We start from the raw sequence: 15,348 nt of genomic DNA, 5'->3' as shown, positions 1-15,348 counted from the left end.
CGGCGGAAGCGCCCCCTCACCCCCTCCCCGCCCGAAGCCAGTCGCGGAGGCGGCGGGCCACCTGGCCCATCAGCGCTTCCGCGCCCGGCTGGCTGCTCGCGGCCACCTGCGACTCGGTCAGCGCCGCCACGGCGTACGTCTGGCCGTCGGCGTGCTCCACCACGCCCACCTCGTGACGCAAGTTGAGCAGCGTGCCCGTCTTCGACGACCAACGCGAGGAGTCGGAGGCGAAGTCCGGGGCGAGGCGGTGGCGGATCACGTTGTTGGCCAGCAGCGTGCGCAGGCGTGCCGCCGCTTCTCGGTGGATCTTCGACGGCTCTGTCCACACCGCTTGGAGGAGGTCCACGAACGCGCGGGCGGTGCCCGTGTTCGCGCGTGAGATGTCGAGCTGCGGCAGGCGGTGGCCGCGTCCCGCCGTGCCCGCGTCGATGGCGAGGGCGTGGGCGAGGTGCACCTCCGCCGCCTCGAAGCGTTCGGTGGGGGTGTCGGTCAGCTCCTGGATCACGTGCCGGACCGTGATGCCGCGCGCCCCTGTCCGGTGCAGGTATGCCGCGACCTCGGCGGGCGGGGTGAGTTCGAAGAGCGCGTCGGTGGCGGCGTTGTCGCTGATGGAGACGGAGAGGTAGAGCAGGTCGTCGACGGCGACGCGGGCGGGGTGGCGGAAACGGCTGATGCCGGTCGGTCCGGGCGTGGTGATCCGGCCGGGCCACACCTGACGCGTCTCCGCGCCGTCGAGTTCGCCCCGCTGGATGCGGTCGAGTGTCGCCAGGGCGAGCGGGATCTTCACCAGCGACGCGACGGGGAACTCGATGTCGCGGTCGATGCCCAGCTCCTCGCCGGTGTCCACGTCGCGTACGAGGAACGAGCCGTGGAGCCCGCCGTCGCGCAGCGACTGCCGCAGTTCCCGCAGGAACCTCTCCGTGCTCATCGCGACGCCTCCTCGGCGCCGAGGCACCGGGCGATCGCGTCCGCGCAACGCTCCCGGAGGCGGGCGGCGTCGGGGTCGGCGGCGTCGGCGCTCGCCAGGGCGTAGCCGCGGGCGAGGCCGGTGGCGAGTTCGCCGACCGGCCGCCAGTGGAGGCCGAGGGGCCGGGCCTGGGCGGGCGAGCACAGCAGCGCGTCGCCGTGGCTGAGCACGTCGGCCGCCGCGGCGGCCGGGCCCGGTGCGACGGCGAGTTGCGCCGGGCGCAGTCCGACGGCGTCGCGCAGGCGGGTCAGGCGGTCGCGCACGTGGGGCACGTCGTCCTCCGGTTGGAGCCAGACCCGCCGGGGCCGTTGGTCGCGGTCGGCCCGGCCGGGGCGGAGGGTGTCGAGGTAGATCGGCCCGGCGCCGGGGTGGTCGGCCACCGCCAGCCCCAGCGGAACGGTCCAGGCCGCCTCGGCGGGCGGCAGTGCCAGCAGCGCCGCGCGTATCTGCTGGGACCGGACGAGTTCGGCCCGCTCCGCCGGCTCGACGGGACGCGGGTCGAGGCGTATTCCGTGGGCCTGCGCCTCGGCGATGAGCCGGGCCAGCGCGCCGGTGGGGCAGGTGGCGGGGACGGCCAGCCGCAGCGGCCGTTGCCGGGCGGCCTCCGCCTCGTGTTCCAACTGGTCGGCCAGCTCGACGAGTTGCCGCGCCAGCGGCAGCATGTCCCGGCCGAACGGCGTGAGGCTCGCCGGGCGCGAGGTTCTCTCCAGCAACCGCTCGCCCAGGTGCCGTTCCAGCGCGGCGACGCGGCGGCTCGCGACGGACTGCGCCATCCGGGCCGCCGCCGCGCCCACCGTGAAACTCCCGCGCTCGCTGACGTTGACGAACGCCCGGCACGCCCCGACCAGATCCACGGCACCCAACTATGCCAGGGCGGCATGAACGGCGGTCATGAACTCCCTAGGGCCATGACTTCATGCCGGAACGGCATGGAATCGCGCACTCGCGTCTTGGACTGAAGGGACTCCCGCGCCGGAGGGTGGTGCCGAGGTCCGGGAATCCCCCGGGCCGCAGGAACGCAGAGTTTCAAGGTGGTGAGAGGCTTCGTGGCACATTTCATGACGCACAGGTCCCCCGCCCGGGCGGCGGGCGTGCTCGCGCTCGCGGCGCTCGTCGCGCTCCCGGCGTGCGGCCGGGACACCGCGCCGTCCGTTCCCGCCGCGCCGTCCGTTCCGGCCGCGTCGTCCGTTCCGGCCGCGTCGTCCACCGCTCGTGAATTCCGGGCGCTGGAGGACGAGTTCGATGCGCGGCTGGGCGTCTACGCCCTGGACACCGGCACGGGCCGGGAGGTCACCCACCGGGCGGACGAACGGTTCGCGTACGCCTCGACGTTCAAGGCGCTGCTGGCGGCCGCCGTGCTTCAGACGTACGGCCTGGACGCGATCGACGAGGTGGTCACCTACACACGCGAGGACCTGGTGGAGAACTCGCCGGTGAGCGAGGACTTCGTCGAGACCGGGATGAGCCTGCGCGAGCTGTGTGCGGCCACCCTCTGGTACAGCGACAACACCGCGGCCAATCTGCTCCTCGACGCGCTCGGCGGGCCCGATGGTCTGGAGACCGTGCTGGAGGAGCAACTCGGCGACGACGTCACCGAGATGGACCGGTACGAGACAGCACTGAACGAGGCGACGCCGGGCGACATCCGCGACACCAGCACGCCGCGCGCGTTCGGCACGGACCTGCGGGCGTTCCTGCTCGGCGACGCCCTCGACCCGGACGAGCGCGAGCTTCTCACCATGTGGATGGTGACGAACACCACCGGCGAAACGCTCATCCGCGCCGGCCTCCCGGACGACTGGACCGTCGCGGACAAGAGCGGCGCGGGCGGGTACGGCGGGCGCAACGACATCGCCGTGGTGTGGCCGGACGACGGCGGCGACCCGCTCGTCCTGGCGATCATGTCCGCCCACGACGAGCGGGACGCCGAGCACGACGACGCGCTGATCGCCGAGGCCGCCGCCGTGGCCGTGGCCGCGCTCCCTGAGCCATGAGCCATGAGCCCTGCGCCGTGAGAACAAGCCCGAGGACATCCCCTTCACCAGGAGAGCCATCAGCATGACCCGTTCCACCCGCCACCAGCCGGAGACCCCCGGCCCCCTCTCCAGGCGCCGCTTCGGCCGGTTCGCCGCCCTGGCACTCGCCGCCGGAGCCGGTTCGCTCCCCCTCGCGTCGTCGGCGACGGCCGCCGCGGGCGACGCGCAGGCGCACTACGACCGGGCCCGCCAACTGGCCGGTCACGACCCGGTGTTGTCCGCGCTCGTGCGGGCGCTCACCCCCGGCACCACCTTTCCCCGCCCACCCGCCCCGGAGCCGTTGAAGCTCTTCGACAACCTCGTCATGCTGAGCGCCGGCTGGGTCTCCGCCATGGCCGTCCTGACCGACGACGGGATCGTGCTGATCGACGCGCTCACCTCCCCGCAGGAGGCCGAGAGCATCCTCGTCCCCGGGCTGCGCGCCGTGGGAGCGGACCCGGAGACGATCAAGTACGTCGTGGTCACCCACGGCCACGACGACCACTACGGCGGCGCGCGGTACCTCGCCGACCGCTATGGAGCGCGCGTGCTGATGGCACCGGCCGACTGGGACCTCGTCGCCCGCACCGGCGGGCCCAACGCCCCCGCCCGGGACCTGGAGATCAGGGACGGGCAACGGCTCACGCTCGGCGGCACGACCATCCAGTTGCACCACACCCCGGGCCACACTCCGGGCACCGTCTCCCCGATCTTCCCGGTGCGGGCGGGCCACGAGCGCCACAGGGCCATGCTGTGGGGCGGCATGAACCCACCGACTACGCCCGCCGAGCTGCGCACCTACCTGGCCTCAATCCACTCGTTCAGGGCCCGGACGCGACAGGCCGACGTGGATGTGGAACTGTCCAACCACCCCAACGACCACGGTCTTCAGCGGGCCGAGCAGTTGCGGAACGACCCCTGCGGTCCAAACCCCTTCGTGCTCGGCCGGACACGAACACAGCGATTCATGAAGGTGCTGGACTCCATGCTGCGCGGGCGGCTCGCCGACGCCGAGGCGGCGGCCGGAGCCGGGACTTGAGTCTCCCGTGGGGGGAGACGGGAAAGTGGGGTCATGAACGGCGGCACCCTGTACTCGATCGGTGAACTGGCCCGGCGCACCGGGCTGACGGTCAAGACCATCCGGTTCTACTCCGATCGCGGCATCGTGGTGCCGGCGGACCGCACTCCCGCCGGCTACCGCCGCTACACCGCCGACGCCGTCGCTCGCCTGACCCTGGTGCGGACGCTGCGCGAACTGGGACTCGGCCTGGACGCGATCCGGCGGGTCGTGGACCGGCGGCTCACGCTCGGCGAGGTCGCCGCGGAACACGCGGCGGCGCTGGACGTGCAGATCGGCGTCCTGCGGCTGCGACGGGCGGTGCTGACGGCCGTCGCCGAGCGCGGGCCCGGCGAACCCGAACCCGAGGAAGTGGAACTCATGCGCCAGCTCGCCACCCTGTCCGAAGCCGAACGGCGGCGTCTCATCGACGACTTCCTGGACACCGTCTTCGGCGGTCCCGACGGTGCCCCCGCCCATGCGGCGGCTCGCCGGTCGATGACGCCCGAGCTTCCCCGCAGCCCCACCGACGAGCAGGTCAGGGCATGGGTGGAGCTGGCGGAGCTGTCCCTGGACCCGGACTTCCGCGCCGGCGCCCGGCGGCTGGCCGAAGACCACGCGGCCCTCATGAACCACGACGTTCCCATGCCGCCACGACCGGACGTCGTCGCCATCACCCGCGAACTCGTCGGAGCGGCCGTGGCATCCGGGATCAGTCCGGAATCGCCGCAGGCAGACCCCGTGATCGCGGCGCTCGTCGCGCGGTGTGCGCCGGACGACGGCCGCCCCGGCGACGCCGGACCGCACAGGCGGCTGTCGCGGCGGTTGGAGGCCGCGAACGATCCGCGCCGGGACCGGTACCTCCACCTGCTCGCACTGATCAACGGCTGGCCCGCCCCGGAGCGTCTGGCACCGCTGATCGACTGGTCACTGGCGGCTCTGCGCGCACGGACGACGCGATGACGGCACAGTCTCACCGAGTGAACAAGATCGCCGCCCGGCTGGAGGTGCCCGCCACGCCGTCGGCTCCCGCCCTCGTGCTGCGCCCCTGGGGCCCGGGGGACGCGGCCGAGCTGGTCACGCTGTACCGGGACGAGACCCTGCGCCGCTGGGCGAGTCCGGCCGTGGACGACGAGGCCGGCGCGGCACGGTGGGTGCGGGATCAGCAACGGGGCCGGCGGGCCGGGGACCGCTTCGGATTCGCCGTGGTGGAGGCCCAAGTCGAGGGAGCCGGCCAGCGGTTGGTGGGTCATGTGGTCCTCAAGAACGTCACCCCGGGCGCCGCGGCGGCGGAGGTGGGCTACTGGACCGCGGCACACGCGCGTGGCCGGGGAATAGCTCCCCGGGCGTTGCGGACCGTGACGGACTGGGCGTTCACCACCTTCGCCGATGACGGGCTGACGCACGTGAAGCTCCTGCATCAAGTGGACAACACGGCGTCGTGCCACGTCGCGCGGAAGTGCGGGTACGAACTGACCGCGCTCCTGCCCGCCGCGCCACCGGCCTTCCCCCGGGAGGGCCACGTGCACGTCCGAACCCGCCCGCCCGGAATCCGCGAGAGGATCGCGTCATGAGTGAGATCGTCCTGATGTCGGATCCGAGGGTCGCCGCCATACCCGTCCGGGAGTGCGGTGAACTCCTCGTGGACGTCCGCCGCGGCGGCCCGTTGCTGGTCGACACGCGCAAGCAGGACCCGGCGGACGCCTTCGCCCACCTGCGGGAAGGCGTGCTGGAGCGGCTGCTCAAGGCCCAGGCGACGCTCCCGCGGGGCCTGCGGCTGCTGTTTGTCGAGGGGTACCGGCCGCCCTCGTTGCAGCGGACGTACTTCGAGGAGTACGCGGGCCGGCTGCGGGCCGACCACGCCGACTGGTCCGAGGAGCGGATCCGCTCGGCCGCGAGCCGTTACGTGTCACCGCCCGAGATCGCTCCGCACAGCGCCGGTGCGGCCGTTGACCTCACCCTCGCCGACGCCGACGGGCGCGAGCTGGACCTGGGCACACGGATGAACGCGGACCCGGAGGAGAGCGAGGGCGCCTGCTACACCGACGCCGCCGACATCGGCGCGGAGGCCCGGGCCAACCGGAAGCTGCTGGGCAGCGCGCTCACGGCGGCGGGCCTGGTGAACTACCCCACGGAATGGTGGCATTGGTCCTTCGGCGACCGCTACTGGGCGCTGATGACCGGGGCGGCCGCCGCCCGCTACGGCCCGGTGGAGAGCCCCGCCGCCCCGCACGACTGAGAGCCGGCGGGGCGGGCCTCAGCCGAGGAGCGTGCCCAGCGCCACCACGAACGCCGTCTCGCCCGCGACCATCCGCAGCACCTGCCCGGGGGTGGCGCCGGAGCGGCGCAGCACCGCGAAGTCGCCGGACCGGGCGGCGGTGGCCATCAGCAGGGTGTTGCCCACGGCCAGGCCGGTGCAGCCGGCCGACATGCCGGTCAGCAGCAGGGTGAACACCCACACCAGCCGGTCCTCCTCGGCGTCGCCGCGCGCCGCGTACTCGGCCACCCCGACCTCGCGGGCGCCCAACTCGGCGGGCAGGTCGGCCGGTTGTGGCCCGGTGCGGTACACCACCTCGGCCAGCGCCACCGGGTCGTGCTCCCGGACCGTCCCGTACGGCAGCAGCACCTCGCCGGGCGCGGAGTCGTCGGTGAGCACGGCCACGACGCGCAACGGGCGGGTGCGGCCGTCCTCGAGGACCACCGGCAGCGTGTCGCCGGCCCGGACGCCGGTGCGGGCGAGCACGGACTGCGTGACGGCCACGCCGTCCCGTTCGGCAAGCGCGGCCAGCGAACGCGCCCAGCCCGGCCAGCGCGCTGACCACCTGGGCGCCGATCCACCGGGTGCGTTCGTCGCGCACCGGGGCGAGTTCGGCGCGTTCGCCGCCGGTGAGGACCTGCCCGGCGTCCCCGACGGCGCGGGTGGCCGCGGCGGCGACCGTGTCCGGGTCGGCGCCGTCGGCCAGGGTCAGCCCGATCACCCGGACGCCACCGGCCAGTTGGGCGGCGCGGTGGTCGGTGAGGTAGTAGCCGGGGCCGTCGCGGGTGCCGGCGACGGTGAACGTCTCGAACCCGGCGGCGGTCAGCAGCGTGACCCGGTCGCCGGGGTCCAGGCCCAGCGCGCGGTCGAGCACCACCTCGTCGTCCCGGCGCGGCGGGCGGCCGGCGGTCGGCCCGGGGTCGCGGGCGAGGGCGGCGGCCGACCAGCCGGTGGCCTGCCGGTCGCCGGCCGCGTCGCCGTCCACCGGCCGCCCGTTCAGCACGGCCTGGGCGTAGCCGGAGCGGTCGGGCACCGCCCGGGCCACGCCGGGCAGGGCGGCCCGTTCGCGAGTGAGGGCCTCGGTGTGCTCCGGCGACCAGACGGACCTGTTCACCGTGCTGGCTCCGCCGCCGGCCGTCTGCCAACTCCGCAACGAGACCCGCCCGGCCCGGGACCATGTCGCCTTCGACTACACGTTTTTGGAGCAGGTCATGCGCGACGAATTGGGCGACCAGGGGTGGTGACTGGACACCACGGACATGTCCCGGGCAAACAACGGCCACGATCACGGCGGGCGCCCGGACCCACGCGGTGCTCGTGCCCTGAACGGACAGGGCCGGGCGTCCGGAGTCAGGGCTCTCGGACAGGTGGCGGATCGGCAGACCGCTGCTGGGTGACCGCGTGCGCGCCGGCCAGTCGCTCCGTCGGGCTCCCGAACGCCTCACTCCGGTTTCGTGAGCAACTCCGCCAGCCGGTCGGCGAATTCAATGAGCCGGACCCGCCGTGATCCGCTGCGGGCAATCCGGAATCCATGCCGGCGGCCCCAGAACGCAGCCTGGACGGCGTGGAACTGAGCCCAGCGCCGCACGCGTTCGCGGTCGACCTCCGCGGCCTCGGCGAAGACGTCCAGGATGCGGTGCACGTCCTTCCGAACGTCGTCCGCTTCGAGCAGCGCCGGCGCCCGCGACTTGAGCAGCGTGCCGCCGTCGTAAGCCGGATCGCCCGCGTAACCCCTGGGGTCGACGGCCAGCCAAGGCTCACGGTCGGCACGCAGGATGTTCCTGGCGTGGAGATCTCCGTGAATGAGCACGTCCGGCTGGGCGCGCCCCAGCTCGCGGACCGTCGCCACAGCCGCGTCCCACCACGCGGCGCGGCAGCGCGTGCGCCAGCCCCGCGGCATCCTCGCGCAAGTGCTCCGCCCAGCCATCGGCCTGCTCCCGCAGCCGAGGCAGGCCCGGCGGCGCCGGAACGGCCAGCCGGTGGCTGATCCGTCCGGCGACCGTCACCACCTGATCGCCGTCCTCGACCTCCGCCAAGGCCGACGGCTGGACCCGTTCCAGCAGCAACGCAAACCGCTCGTCGTCGCGTTCGTGCAGCAGGACGGCTCCGCGCCCGCTCCACGCCGCGAGTGCGTCCGGCTCGTGGACGTTGCCGGTGTGCGGAAACGACACCTTCAGCACAGCGGTGCCCTCGGTCCGCCGACGCACCGGAACGACGATCCCGACGCCGCCGTGCAGGATCTCGCCGTCCGGCACGCACCCCCAGCGATCCAGCAACTCCTTCGCGATCCCGGGCAGTTCTGCGAGCCACGCCGTCCCGGGCTCGCCCTCGCGCTCGGCGGTGCTCCGCGCGAACGCCTCCGGTACCTCGATCATTCGCGCACCTTGAGCGCCAATCGGAGCCGGCCGGGGGTTAACCCCCGGCACCGCACTGAGGGCAGCGCATCGGCACATCAGGGGGAAAGCCGGATGGGACGTTCCCCGCTCCGCTGGTGGGATGGTCGGCGATCACCGGCTCCGGGGGCGAAGCAGCCGCGGGCCGGCCGAACAGAAGAGAGATCAGCATGCGGGTGTCAAGAAGGCGTCGGTGAGGCCGACTTGTCCTGGCCGGTCTGGCCGCGGTCGTCGTCGCCGCGTCGACCGGGGTGACGGCGGTGGCCCAGCCGCGGGGGGCCGATTCGCTCCAGCAGCAGGTGGACGCGATCCACGACACGGGCGCCGTCGGGGTGTTCGCCGAGGTGACGTCGCCGGGCACCCAGGACACCGCGCGCGCCGGGACGGCCGAGATCGGCACCGACCGGCCGATGCCGCAGGACGGCAGGTTCCGGATCGGCAGCGCCGCCAAGACCTTCACCGCCGCGGTCGTGCTGCAACTCGTCGAGGACGGGGAGATGTCCCTGGACGACACCGTCGAGCAGTGGCTGCCGGGAGTGGTCCGGGGCAACGTCTACGACGGCAGCCGGATCACCGTGCGGCAGTTGTTGCAGCACACCAGCGGCCTCCCCGACATCCTGCCGGAGATAGCCGCGCTGAACAGCGCCGACGGCTATCGAGCCGAGCGGTTCCGCACCTACGCCCCCGAGGAGTTGGTGGCGCTGGCGATGCGGCAGCCTCCCCCGGACAGTGAGTGGTCGTACTCCAACATCAACTACGTTCTCGCCGCGATGATCATCCACGAGGTCACCGGCCGGAGTTGGGCACAGGAGGTGAACGACCGGATCATCCGCCCGCTCGGCCTGGAGGACACCAGCGCGCCGTACGCGTTCCCGTTCATCCTGGGCCCGCACGCCCGGGGCTACGCCGCGTTCGGCACGGACACTGGCGTCGACGTCACGACGCTCAACCCGAGCATGGCCGTCGGCTCCGGCTCGATCATCAGCACCGCGCACGACCTGAACCGGTTCTACACCGCGCTGCTCGGCGGCGAACTGCTGGAGCCGGCGCAGCTCGACGAGATGACGACCACCACGTCGGCGCCCGCGCTGGGCGTGCGGTACGGACTCGGTCTGGGCGAGATCCCGTTGTCCTGTGGCGGCAGCTACTTCGGTCACTTCGGGGAACTGCTCGGCTATCGCACCTGGGTTGGCGTCACCCGGGACGGGACCCGGAGCGCCACGGTATACGTCACCAGCGACGGCGGCCAGGGCACGCAGGACGCCATGAGGGCACTCGTGGACCAGGAGCTGTGCCGCAGTTTGTGACCGTGACCGTGAACGCGAACGGCACCCCCGCGCCCGCTCCGGCGGCGTCCGGCGGGGGTGCCGTCTCGCGTTCCGGCCCACGGCGAGCTGTTCGGTGAGCGCTGCGACGACCTCCCGGGCGGTGCGGCGGGCGGAGGCGGGGTTCTGGCCGGTGACCAGGCGGCCGTCGCGGATGACGTTCTCGGTCCACTCGGGGGGCGGGCATGTGGAGTGCGCCCTGGGCGACGAGCCGGTCGGCGAGCACGAACGGGATGATGTCGATCATGTCCCCGGCGATTTCCTCCGACGTGGTGAACGTGGCGACCCGCTGGTTTGCCGCTGGCCAGCACGGTCGGATAAGAAGCTCGCATGCTAAGAGGTAGCAAGGTCGGGCTCAGGGCCCGGCACGAGGACGACATCCCGGTCCTCCAGGCCGAGCTCCACAGCGACGTGGTCACTTCCTCGCGGGCAGATGGCCGGCCGTGGCGGCCGATCACGCCCGGCTCGAAGGACTCGCCGTTCGTGGTGGACGACAAGGAGCAGGGGCACGTCCCGTTCTCCGTGGTGGAGCTGGACGGCGGCACGCTGATCGGTACGGCGTCGCTGTGGGGCATCGACAACCACCACCGGGGCGCGCACATCGGGATGGGGCTGGTGCCGTCCGCCCGCGGCAAGGGCTACAGCACCGACGTGGTCGCGGTGCTGTGCCACTACGGTTTCGTCGTGCGCGGCATGCAGCGGCTGCAGATCGAGACCCTGTCGGACAACACCGCGATGCTGCGCGCCGCCGAGCGCAACGGTTTTGTCCGCGAGGGCGTGCTGCGCTCCTCGTCGTGGGTGATGGGCGAGTTCCTGGACGAGGTGCTGCTCGGGCTCCTCGCCCAGGAGTGGAAGCCGGACGCGAAGGTCTAGGGCCTGTGTCGAGTTCCCGGTCGGATCAGCCCGCGGCGTCAGACGCGGTGCCCCCCCAGGCCCTTGGGGGCCTGGGAGGTACCCCCAGCAAGGCACCGGATCGCAGCTCATACCCGGCCGTATTCGCGCGATTCGGCTGGGGGCACCTCCCAGACGGAGTCTGGGGGAGCGGCGAGGTGCCGTGACTGGCGTCGCGGGCCCGGGCGGGAACTCGATACAGGCCCTAGGCCGCCGCCCGCTCTCAGTCGGTGGACGCGGTGGGGGCTCGCTCAGCGCGGCGCAGCACGGCCAGTGCGACGAGGAGGCCCGCCAGATTCAGGCCGGCGGCGACGAGCGACCCCCGCCGGAACCCCTCGGTGAGCGCCGGGCCGGCGGGCGTGCCGTCGGCGAGCAGCTCCCCGGTGGCGGCGACGGCGACCGAGGCCACGACCGCGGTCCCCAGCGCGCCGCCGATCTCCCGGGCGGTCTCGATCATCCCGCCGGCCAGACCGCTGACCGACGGCGGTATGCCGATGAACGCCGCCACCTGCGCCGCGACCAGCGACAGGCCGACCCCGGCACCGACCAGGACCATGCCGGGGAACAGGTGCGGCCAGTACGCGGCATCCACCGGGGCGCGCGAGAGCAGGAACAGCCCGGCCGCCGAGGAGCAGCAGCCCGCCGAGAAGCAGCCCGTAGGTGATCACCACCCATTGCAGGTCGGTGGGCGCCAGCCCGAGGTCCGCCTGGATCGACGGCAGCGCGACGTTCACGATGGCGATGTCGAGCGTGATCATGAACTGGGCGCTGCACACCAGCGCGAGGATCACTCCGGGACGAGCAGCGCGGTGGAGGGGGCGAGATGAACGGGAGGGGCGAAGTGGCCGACTGGCCTCTGTATGGGTGACCATGCCCGCTAGAACCCGGGCCCGGCCGGAAAGTCGTCGCGGCGGCGGCGACTCTCCGGCCCGGGGCCGGGCCGCTACAGCCCGAAGACGCCGAACAGCGTGGCGTCGAGGAACGCGTGTATGGCGACGACGCGGCCGTCCCGCCACTCCAGGACCTGGATGCCCCAGGGCTCCAGCGCCCCGCCCGCGCCCCGCCGGTACACCGCCACGGCCGGGCCTCCGTTGGCCTCGGTCGGCACCAGCCGCACATGCGTGCAGTGGTTGCCGTTGGCGGTCAGCCAGGCATGGACCGTGTCCCGGCCGCGCAGCCAGAACGAGTGCGGCGGCATCGACAGGATCACGTCCCGGTGCAGCAGCGCCACGATGCCGTCGACATCGAGCCGCTCGAACGCGTCGACGTACCGTTCGAGCAGCCGAGGGTCGACCGGTCCGCCGCCGCCCGGCGCCGCGGCCTCCCCGCCCCGCGCCGCGGCCAGCGCGGCGCGCGCCCGCCGCACGGTGCTGTGCACCGCGTCGACGCTGGTCTCCAGCAGCTCCGCCACCTCCGACGCCCGCCAGCACAGCACGTCGCGCAGGATCAGCACCGCCCGCTGGCGCGGCAGCAGATGCTGCAACGCCGCCACGAACGCGAGCCGCACCGACTCCCGCGACATGGCCCGCTCCAGCGGATCGTCCGCGTCGACCAGCCGGCTCGGCACCGGCTGCACCCAGGTCGACTCCGGCAACGGCGAGCCGCGCTCGCCCCGCGCGTCGCTCGCGGCGGCCAGATCCATGGGCAACGCCCGGCCGCGCCGGTCGTGCGCCGCGTCGATGCACACGTTGGTGGCGATCCGGTACACCCACGGCCGCAGCCCGGACGGGTCCACGAGCCGCGGCAGACCGCGCCACGCCCGGACCATCGTCTCCTGCACGGCGTCCTCCGCCTCGTGCACCGAGCCGAGCATCCGGTAGCAGTACCCGAACAACGGCCGCCGGAACTGCTCCAGTTCCCCGCCGAGCGAACGATCCGTCACGGACATCGTGCCAGCCGCTCCGACCACGCCAACCACCTCCACCACTTCGGGGACACGCACGTCTCCCCTGGTGAGACCCCCGGCGCCCCCAAAACTCGTCGCGCGGCGCCCGCCGGGTTCTCCGCCTCCGCGTGTCGCCGGCTAGGACAGGCCGAGGTCGGCGGTGCGCAGGTACTCGCCGAGGCCCTCGGCGCCGTCGACGATGCGGGGGCCGCTGATGGCCTCGTTGTAGTCGAGGACGTAGAAGTTGTCGTTGCGGACCGCCGGCATCTGGGACGTGACGGGGGAGGTCCGCAGGAACTCGATCTTCTCCTCCACGGGCTGGTCCTCGTAGTCGATGACGACGATGACCTCTGGTTCCGCCTCGACGACGGCCTGCCAGCCGACCGTGGTCCAGCGGTCGGTCAGGTCGGCGAAGACGTTCTCGCCGCCGGCGATGTCGATGATCTCGTGGGGCGGGGCCTGGTTGCCGGAGGTGAAAGGCTGGTCCGTGCCGGAGTCGTAGACGAAGACCCGGGGCGACCGGCCGTCCGGGGCCTGTTCCTCGACCGCGGCGACGCGTTCGCGCATCCCGGCGACGACCTCCTCGGCCCGGTCCTCGACGCCGAAGATCCGCCCCAGCAGCTCCAGGTCCCGGTACAGCCCCTCGAAGGGGGCGAACTCGGCAGGGTAGTTCCGGTAGTTGTAGCAGGTCTCGCTGTGCATGAAGCTCTGGATGCCGAGACCGTCGAGTATCTCCGGGGTGATAGCGCGTTCCTCGCTGAAGCCGGATCGCCAGCCGGCCACGACAAAGTCCGCCCGGGCGTCCACGACCAGCTCCTGGTTGAGCAGGTCGTCGCCGAGCATCTCCACCCGGGCGTACTCCTCGGCCCAAGGCGACGCCTCCACCGGCGGGTTGGCCGGCGGCATGACATAGCCCAGCACGTGGTCGGTGAGGCCGAGTACGATCCTGCAAATGAAAATACTTTTCATTACACTACTGAGCGGCTGCTGGGTAAGCACACGGCAGGCAGCCGCTGGTGGCCGGCGGTCCGGGTCCGGCCCGCGCCGCGTGGTGACGGCGGCACGGGCCGGACCGGATCAGCGGCCGTAGGCCGTCGCCGGCCAGGTGGCGGCGGGCAGCAGCCGGCTGTCGTAGTCGAACCACGCCTGGTTCTCCCAGGCGTTGCCCGAGGACGGGCTCATCTCGTCCCAGCCATTGCCCGGGGTGGCGGTCCAGGCGGGCTCCCAGTACACGAGGCCCAGGCCCCGTCCGTTCGGCACGCCGGCGACCACGGCGCAGATGTCCCGCATCCACGCCACTTGGCCCTGCGGCGTGGCCGGGTAGCCGGACACCAGCTCGCTCTGGCGGTCGATGATGTCGCCCGTGCTGTCCTCGCTGCCCAGCCGGAACGGGTAGGCGGTCTCCATCACCAGCACGTCCTTGCCGTAACGGGCGGAGACGTCGTTCAGGTTGTACCGAAGCTCGCTCAGCGTGCCGTGCCAGTAGCCGTAGAACGACGCCGCGATGACGTCGAACGACACACCGCGCCGCACGGCGTTGTCGAACCACCAGCGGTACAACCCGTTGTCCCCGCCCTCGGCGAGGTGGAGGGCGATGCGGGTGCTGGGCGAGGCGGCGCGGGCCGCGCTGACGGCGGCCCTCAGCAGCGAGCCCAAGGAGTCCCAGTTGTCGGTGGAGCCGTTGGGCCACAGCATGCCGTTGTGGATCTCGTTGCCGAGCTGCGCCATGGCGGCGGGCGTTCCCTGGGCGACCAGGCTGCCGAGGATGTCGCGGGTGTGGTCGGCCAGCGCCTGCTGCAGCGCGCTGCCGCTGAGGCTGTTCCAGGCGGCGGGTTTGTACTGCTTGCCGGGGTCGGCCCAGGTGTCGGAGTAGTGGAAGTCCACCAGCAGCGACATGCCCGCGGCGTGGACCCGGCGGGCCATGGTGAGGATCTCGTCGCGGCCGTGGTAGCCGTCGGCGGAGTTGACCCAGACCTTCAGGCGGACCCAGTTGGTGCCGCCCTGGCGCAGGATCTGCAGGACGTCGCCCTGGGTGCCGTTGGCGTAGCGCCAGACGGCGCCCAGGTGCTCGGCCTTGAGAACGGTGGACAGGTCCGCGCCGCGGACCGACAGCGGGGCGGCCTGGGCGGAGGTGGCGGGCAGGGCGGTGAACGCCAGCGGCGTGGCTGCGGCGGCGGTGCCCAGCCGCAGCATGCCGCGGCGGTTCATGAGGCGTCGTTGCGTCATGGTCGTCCCTTCGTGGATGGGAGATGGCTCAGCCGTCCAGGTGCACCACCCGGACGGCTCCCGCGGGCACGGCCAGGTGGCCGGCCGCCCGCTGGGAGGTGAGGAGTTCGGTGCCGGGCGCCGCCAGCTCCACCTCACCCTCGGTTCCGGTGTGGTTGATGGCGAAGAGGAAGGTGCCGCGGGGCAGGTCCTCGCTGGGGCGCCACTCCAGCTTCTGCGCCCACATGAGCACCTCTCCTGCCCGTCCCGTGGACCGCGCTCTGTGAACGGTCACAGACATGGACGCTGCCAGAGGTCCCGTCAGATGCTTACGGGGACCAACACAACCGCAG

Annotated in this window: 15 protein-coding genes and 2 pseudogenes; 8 read left to right on the top strand and 9 right to left on the bottom strand. The window is 72.7% G+C overall.

Features of this window, described 5'->3' with window-relative positions:
* Positions 1-16: 16 nt before the first annotated feature.
* Both RM590_RS07275 and RM590_RS07270 read right to left on the bottom strand, forming a co-directional pair.
* Complete coding sequence (locus RM590_RS07275; protein ID WP_311703558.1) at positions 17-928, bottom strand: serine hydrolase; 912 nt, start codon at positions 926-928, stop codon at positions 17-19.
* Positions 925-1,821: a LysR family transcriptional regulator gene (locus RM590_RS07270; RefSeq protein WP_311703557.1), complete on the bottom strand. Its 897-nt coding sequence runs from the start codon at positions 1,819-1,821 to the stop codon at positions 925-927. The genes RM590_RS07275 and RM590_RS07270 overlap by 4 nt, the downstream gene beginning before the upstream one ends.
* A gap of 204 nt (positions 1,822-2,025) precedes the next feature.
* Here RM590_RS07270 and bla point away from each other — a divergent pair, with 204 nt between their 5' ends.
* The 5 genes from bla (at position 2,026) to RM590_RS07245 (ending at position 6,278) form a co-directional block, all read left to right on the top strand.
* Positions 2,026-2,961, top strand: a complete 936-nt coding sequence (bla, locus tag RM590_RS07265; protein ID WP_311703556.1) for a class A beta-lactamase — start codon at positions 2,026-2,028, stop codon at positions 2,959-2,961.
* Between the two features lie 64 nt (positions 2,962-3,025).
* Complete coding sequence (locus RM590_RS07260; RefSeq protein WP_311703555.1) at positions 3,026-4,021, top strand: MBL fold metallo-hydrolase; 996 nt, start codon at positions 3,026-3,028, stop codon at positions 4,019-4,021.
* 33 nt (positions 4,022-4,054) lie between these two features.
* On the top strand, positions 4,055-5,002 hold the full coding sequence (locus RM590_RS07255) for a MerR family transcriptional regulator (protein ID WP_311703554.1): 948 nt from the start codon (positions 4,055-4,057) through the stop codon (positions 5,000-5,002).
* A 17-nt stretch (positions 5,003-5,019) separates the two neighbouring features.
* A complete protein-coding gene (locus tag RM590_RS07250) occupies positions 5,020-5,613 on the top strand; it encodes a GNAT family N-acetyltransferase (protein WP_311703553.1) in 594 nt (197 codons plus the stop codon).
* The gene (locus RM590_RS07245; RefSeq protein WP_311703552.1) at positions 5,610-6,278 is read left to right on the top strand and encodes a M15 family metallopeptidase; all 669 of its coding nucleotides are present in this window, start codon (positions 5,610-5,612) and stop codon (positions 6,276-6,278) included. The genes RM590_RS07250 and RM590_RS07245 overlap by 4 nt, the downstream gene beginning before the upstream one ends.
* An 18-nt stretch (positions 6,279-6,296) precedes the next feature.
* Here RM590_RS07245 and RM590_RS07240 read toward each other — a convergent pair whose 3' ends face one another.
* A complete protein-coding gene (locus RM590_RS07240) occupies positions 6,297-6,800 on the bottom strand; it encodes an ABC transporter permease (protein ID WP_311703551.1) in 504 nt (167 codons plus the stop codon).
* A 578-nt stretch (positions 6,801-7,378) separates the two neighbouring features.
* Here RM590_RS07240 and RM590_RS07235 point away from each other — a divergent pair.
* The gene (locus RM590_RS07235) at positions 7,379-7,540 is read left to right on the top strand and encodes a hypothetical protein (RefSeq protein WP_311703550.1); all 162 of its coding nucleotides are present in this window, start codon (positions 7,379-7,381) and stop codon (positions 7,538-7,540) included.
* Between the two features lie 197 nt (positions 7,541-7,737).
* Here the strand turns inward: RM590_RS07235 and RM590_RS07230 are convergent.
* Positions 7,738-8,671 (bottom strand): annotated as a pseudogene (locus RM590_RS07230) (aminoglycoside phosphotransferase family protein).
* Between the two features lie 269 nt (positions 8,672-8,940).
* Between RM590_RS07230 and RM590_RS07225 the strand changes: the two are divergent.
* Both RM590_RS07225 and RM590_RS07220 read left to right on the top strand, forming a co-directional pair.
* The gene (locus tag RM590_RS07225) at positions 8,941-9,996 is read left to right on the top strand and encodes a serine hydrolase domain-containing protein (protein WP_394813816.1); all 1,056 of its coding nucleotides are present in this window, start codon (positions 8,941-8,943) and stop codon (positions 9,994-9,996) included.
* A 348-nt stretch (positions 9,997-10,344) separates the two neighbouring features.
* Positions 10,345-10,887: a GNAT family N-acetyltransferase gene (locus tag RM590_RS07220; RefSeq protein WP_311703548.1), complete on the top strand. Its 543-nt coding sequence runs from the start codon at positions 10,345-10,347 to the stop codon at positions 10,885-10,887.
* A gap of 241 nt (positions 10,888-11,128) precedes the next feature.
* Here the strand turns inward: RM590_RS07220 and RM590_RS07215 are convergent, their stop codons facing one another.
* The 5 genes and pseudogenes from RM590_RS07215 to RM590_RS07195 all read right to left on the bottom strand — a co-directional run.
* On the bottom strand, positions 11,129-11,497 hold the full coding sequence (locus RM590_RS07215) for an MFS transporter (protein ID WP_311703547.1): 369 nt from the start codon (positions 11,495-11,497) through the stop codon (positions 11,129-11,131).
* Positions 11,498-11,848: 351 nt separating this feature from the next.
* Entirely contained in the window at positions 11,849-12,793 is a 945-nt protein-coding gene (locus RM590_RS07210) for an RNA polymerase subunit sigma-70 (protein WP_311703546.1), read from the bottom strand.
* A 135-nt stretch (positions 12,794-12,928) separates the two neighbouring features.
* Positions 12,929-13,759: an ABC transporter substrate-binding protein gene (locus RM590_RS07205; RefSeq protein WP_311703545.1), complete on the bottom strand. Its 831-nt coding sequence runs from the start codon at positions 13,757-13,759 to the stop codon at positions 12,929-12,931.
* Positions 13,760-13,867: 108 nt separating this feature from the next.
* Positions 13,868-15,016 (bottom strand): glycoside hydrolase family 53 protein, encoded by a 1,149-nt coding sequence (locus RM590_RS07200; protein ID WP_311703544.1) that lies wholly within the window; start codon positions 15,014-15,016, stop codon positions 13,868-13,870.
* Positions 15,017-15,044: 28 nt separating this feature from the next.
* Positions 15,045-15,215: pseudogene (locus RM590_RS07195) on the bottom strand (Beta-galactosidase C-terminal domain); the annotation flags it as partial.
* Positions 15,216-15,348: the final 133 nt, after the last annotated feature.

The sequence above is a fragment of the Streptomyces litchfieldiae genome (assembly GCF_031845365.1).
GTDB classification, from domain to species: domain Bacteria; phylum Actinomycetota; class Actinomycetes; order Streptomycetales; family Streptomycetaceae; genus Streptomyces; species Streptomyces litchfieldiae.
The sequence above is the reverse complement of the archived record's forward strand: the minus strand, read 5'-3'. Positions and strand labels throughout refer to the sequence as shown.

Bases quoted from the DNA above. Each gene is read 5' to 3' on its own strand.
- RM590_RS07275 (WP_311703558.1), bottom strand. From the start codon at position 928: ATGAGCACGGAGAGGTTCCTGCGGGAACTGCGGCAGTCGCTGCGCGAC.
- bla (WP_311703556.1), top strand. From the start codon at position 2,026: ATGACGCACAGGTCCCCCGCCCGGGCGGCGGGCGTGCTCGCGCTCGCG.
- RM590_RS07260 (WP_311703555.1), top strand. From the start codon at position 3,026: ATGACCCGTTCCACCCGCCACCAGCCGGAGACCCCCGGCCCCCTCTCC.
- RM590_RS07255 (WP_311703554.1), top strand. From the start codon at position 4,055: ATGAACGGCGGCACCCTGTACTCGATCGGTGAACTGGCCCGGCGCACC.
- RM590_RS07245 (WP_311703552.1), top strand. From the start codon at position 5,610: ATGAGTGAGATCGTCCTGATGTCGGATCCGAGGGTCGCCGCCATACCC.
- RM590_RS07220 (WP_311703548.1), top strand. From the start codon at position 10,345: ATGCTAAGAGGTAGCAAGGTCGGGCTCAGGGCCCGGCACGAGGACGAC.
- RM590_RS07210 (WP_311703546.1), bottom strand. From the start codon at position 12,793: ATGTCCGTGACGGATCGTTCGCTCGGCGGGGAACTGGAGCAGTTCCGG.
- RM590_RS07205 (WP_311703545.1), bottom strand. From the start codon at position 13,759: ATGAAAAGTATTTTCATTTGCAGGATCGTACTCGGCCTCACCGACCAC.
- RM590_RS07200 (WP_311703544.1), bottom strand. From the start codon at position 15,016: ATGACGCAACGACGCCTCATGAACCGCCGCGGCATGCTGCGGCTGGGC.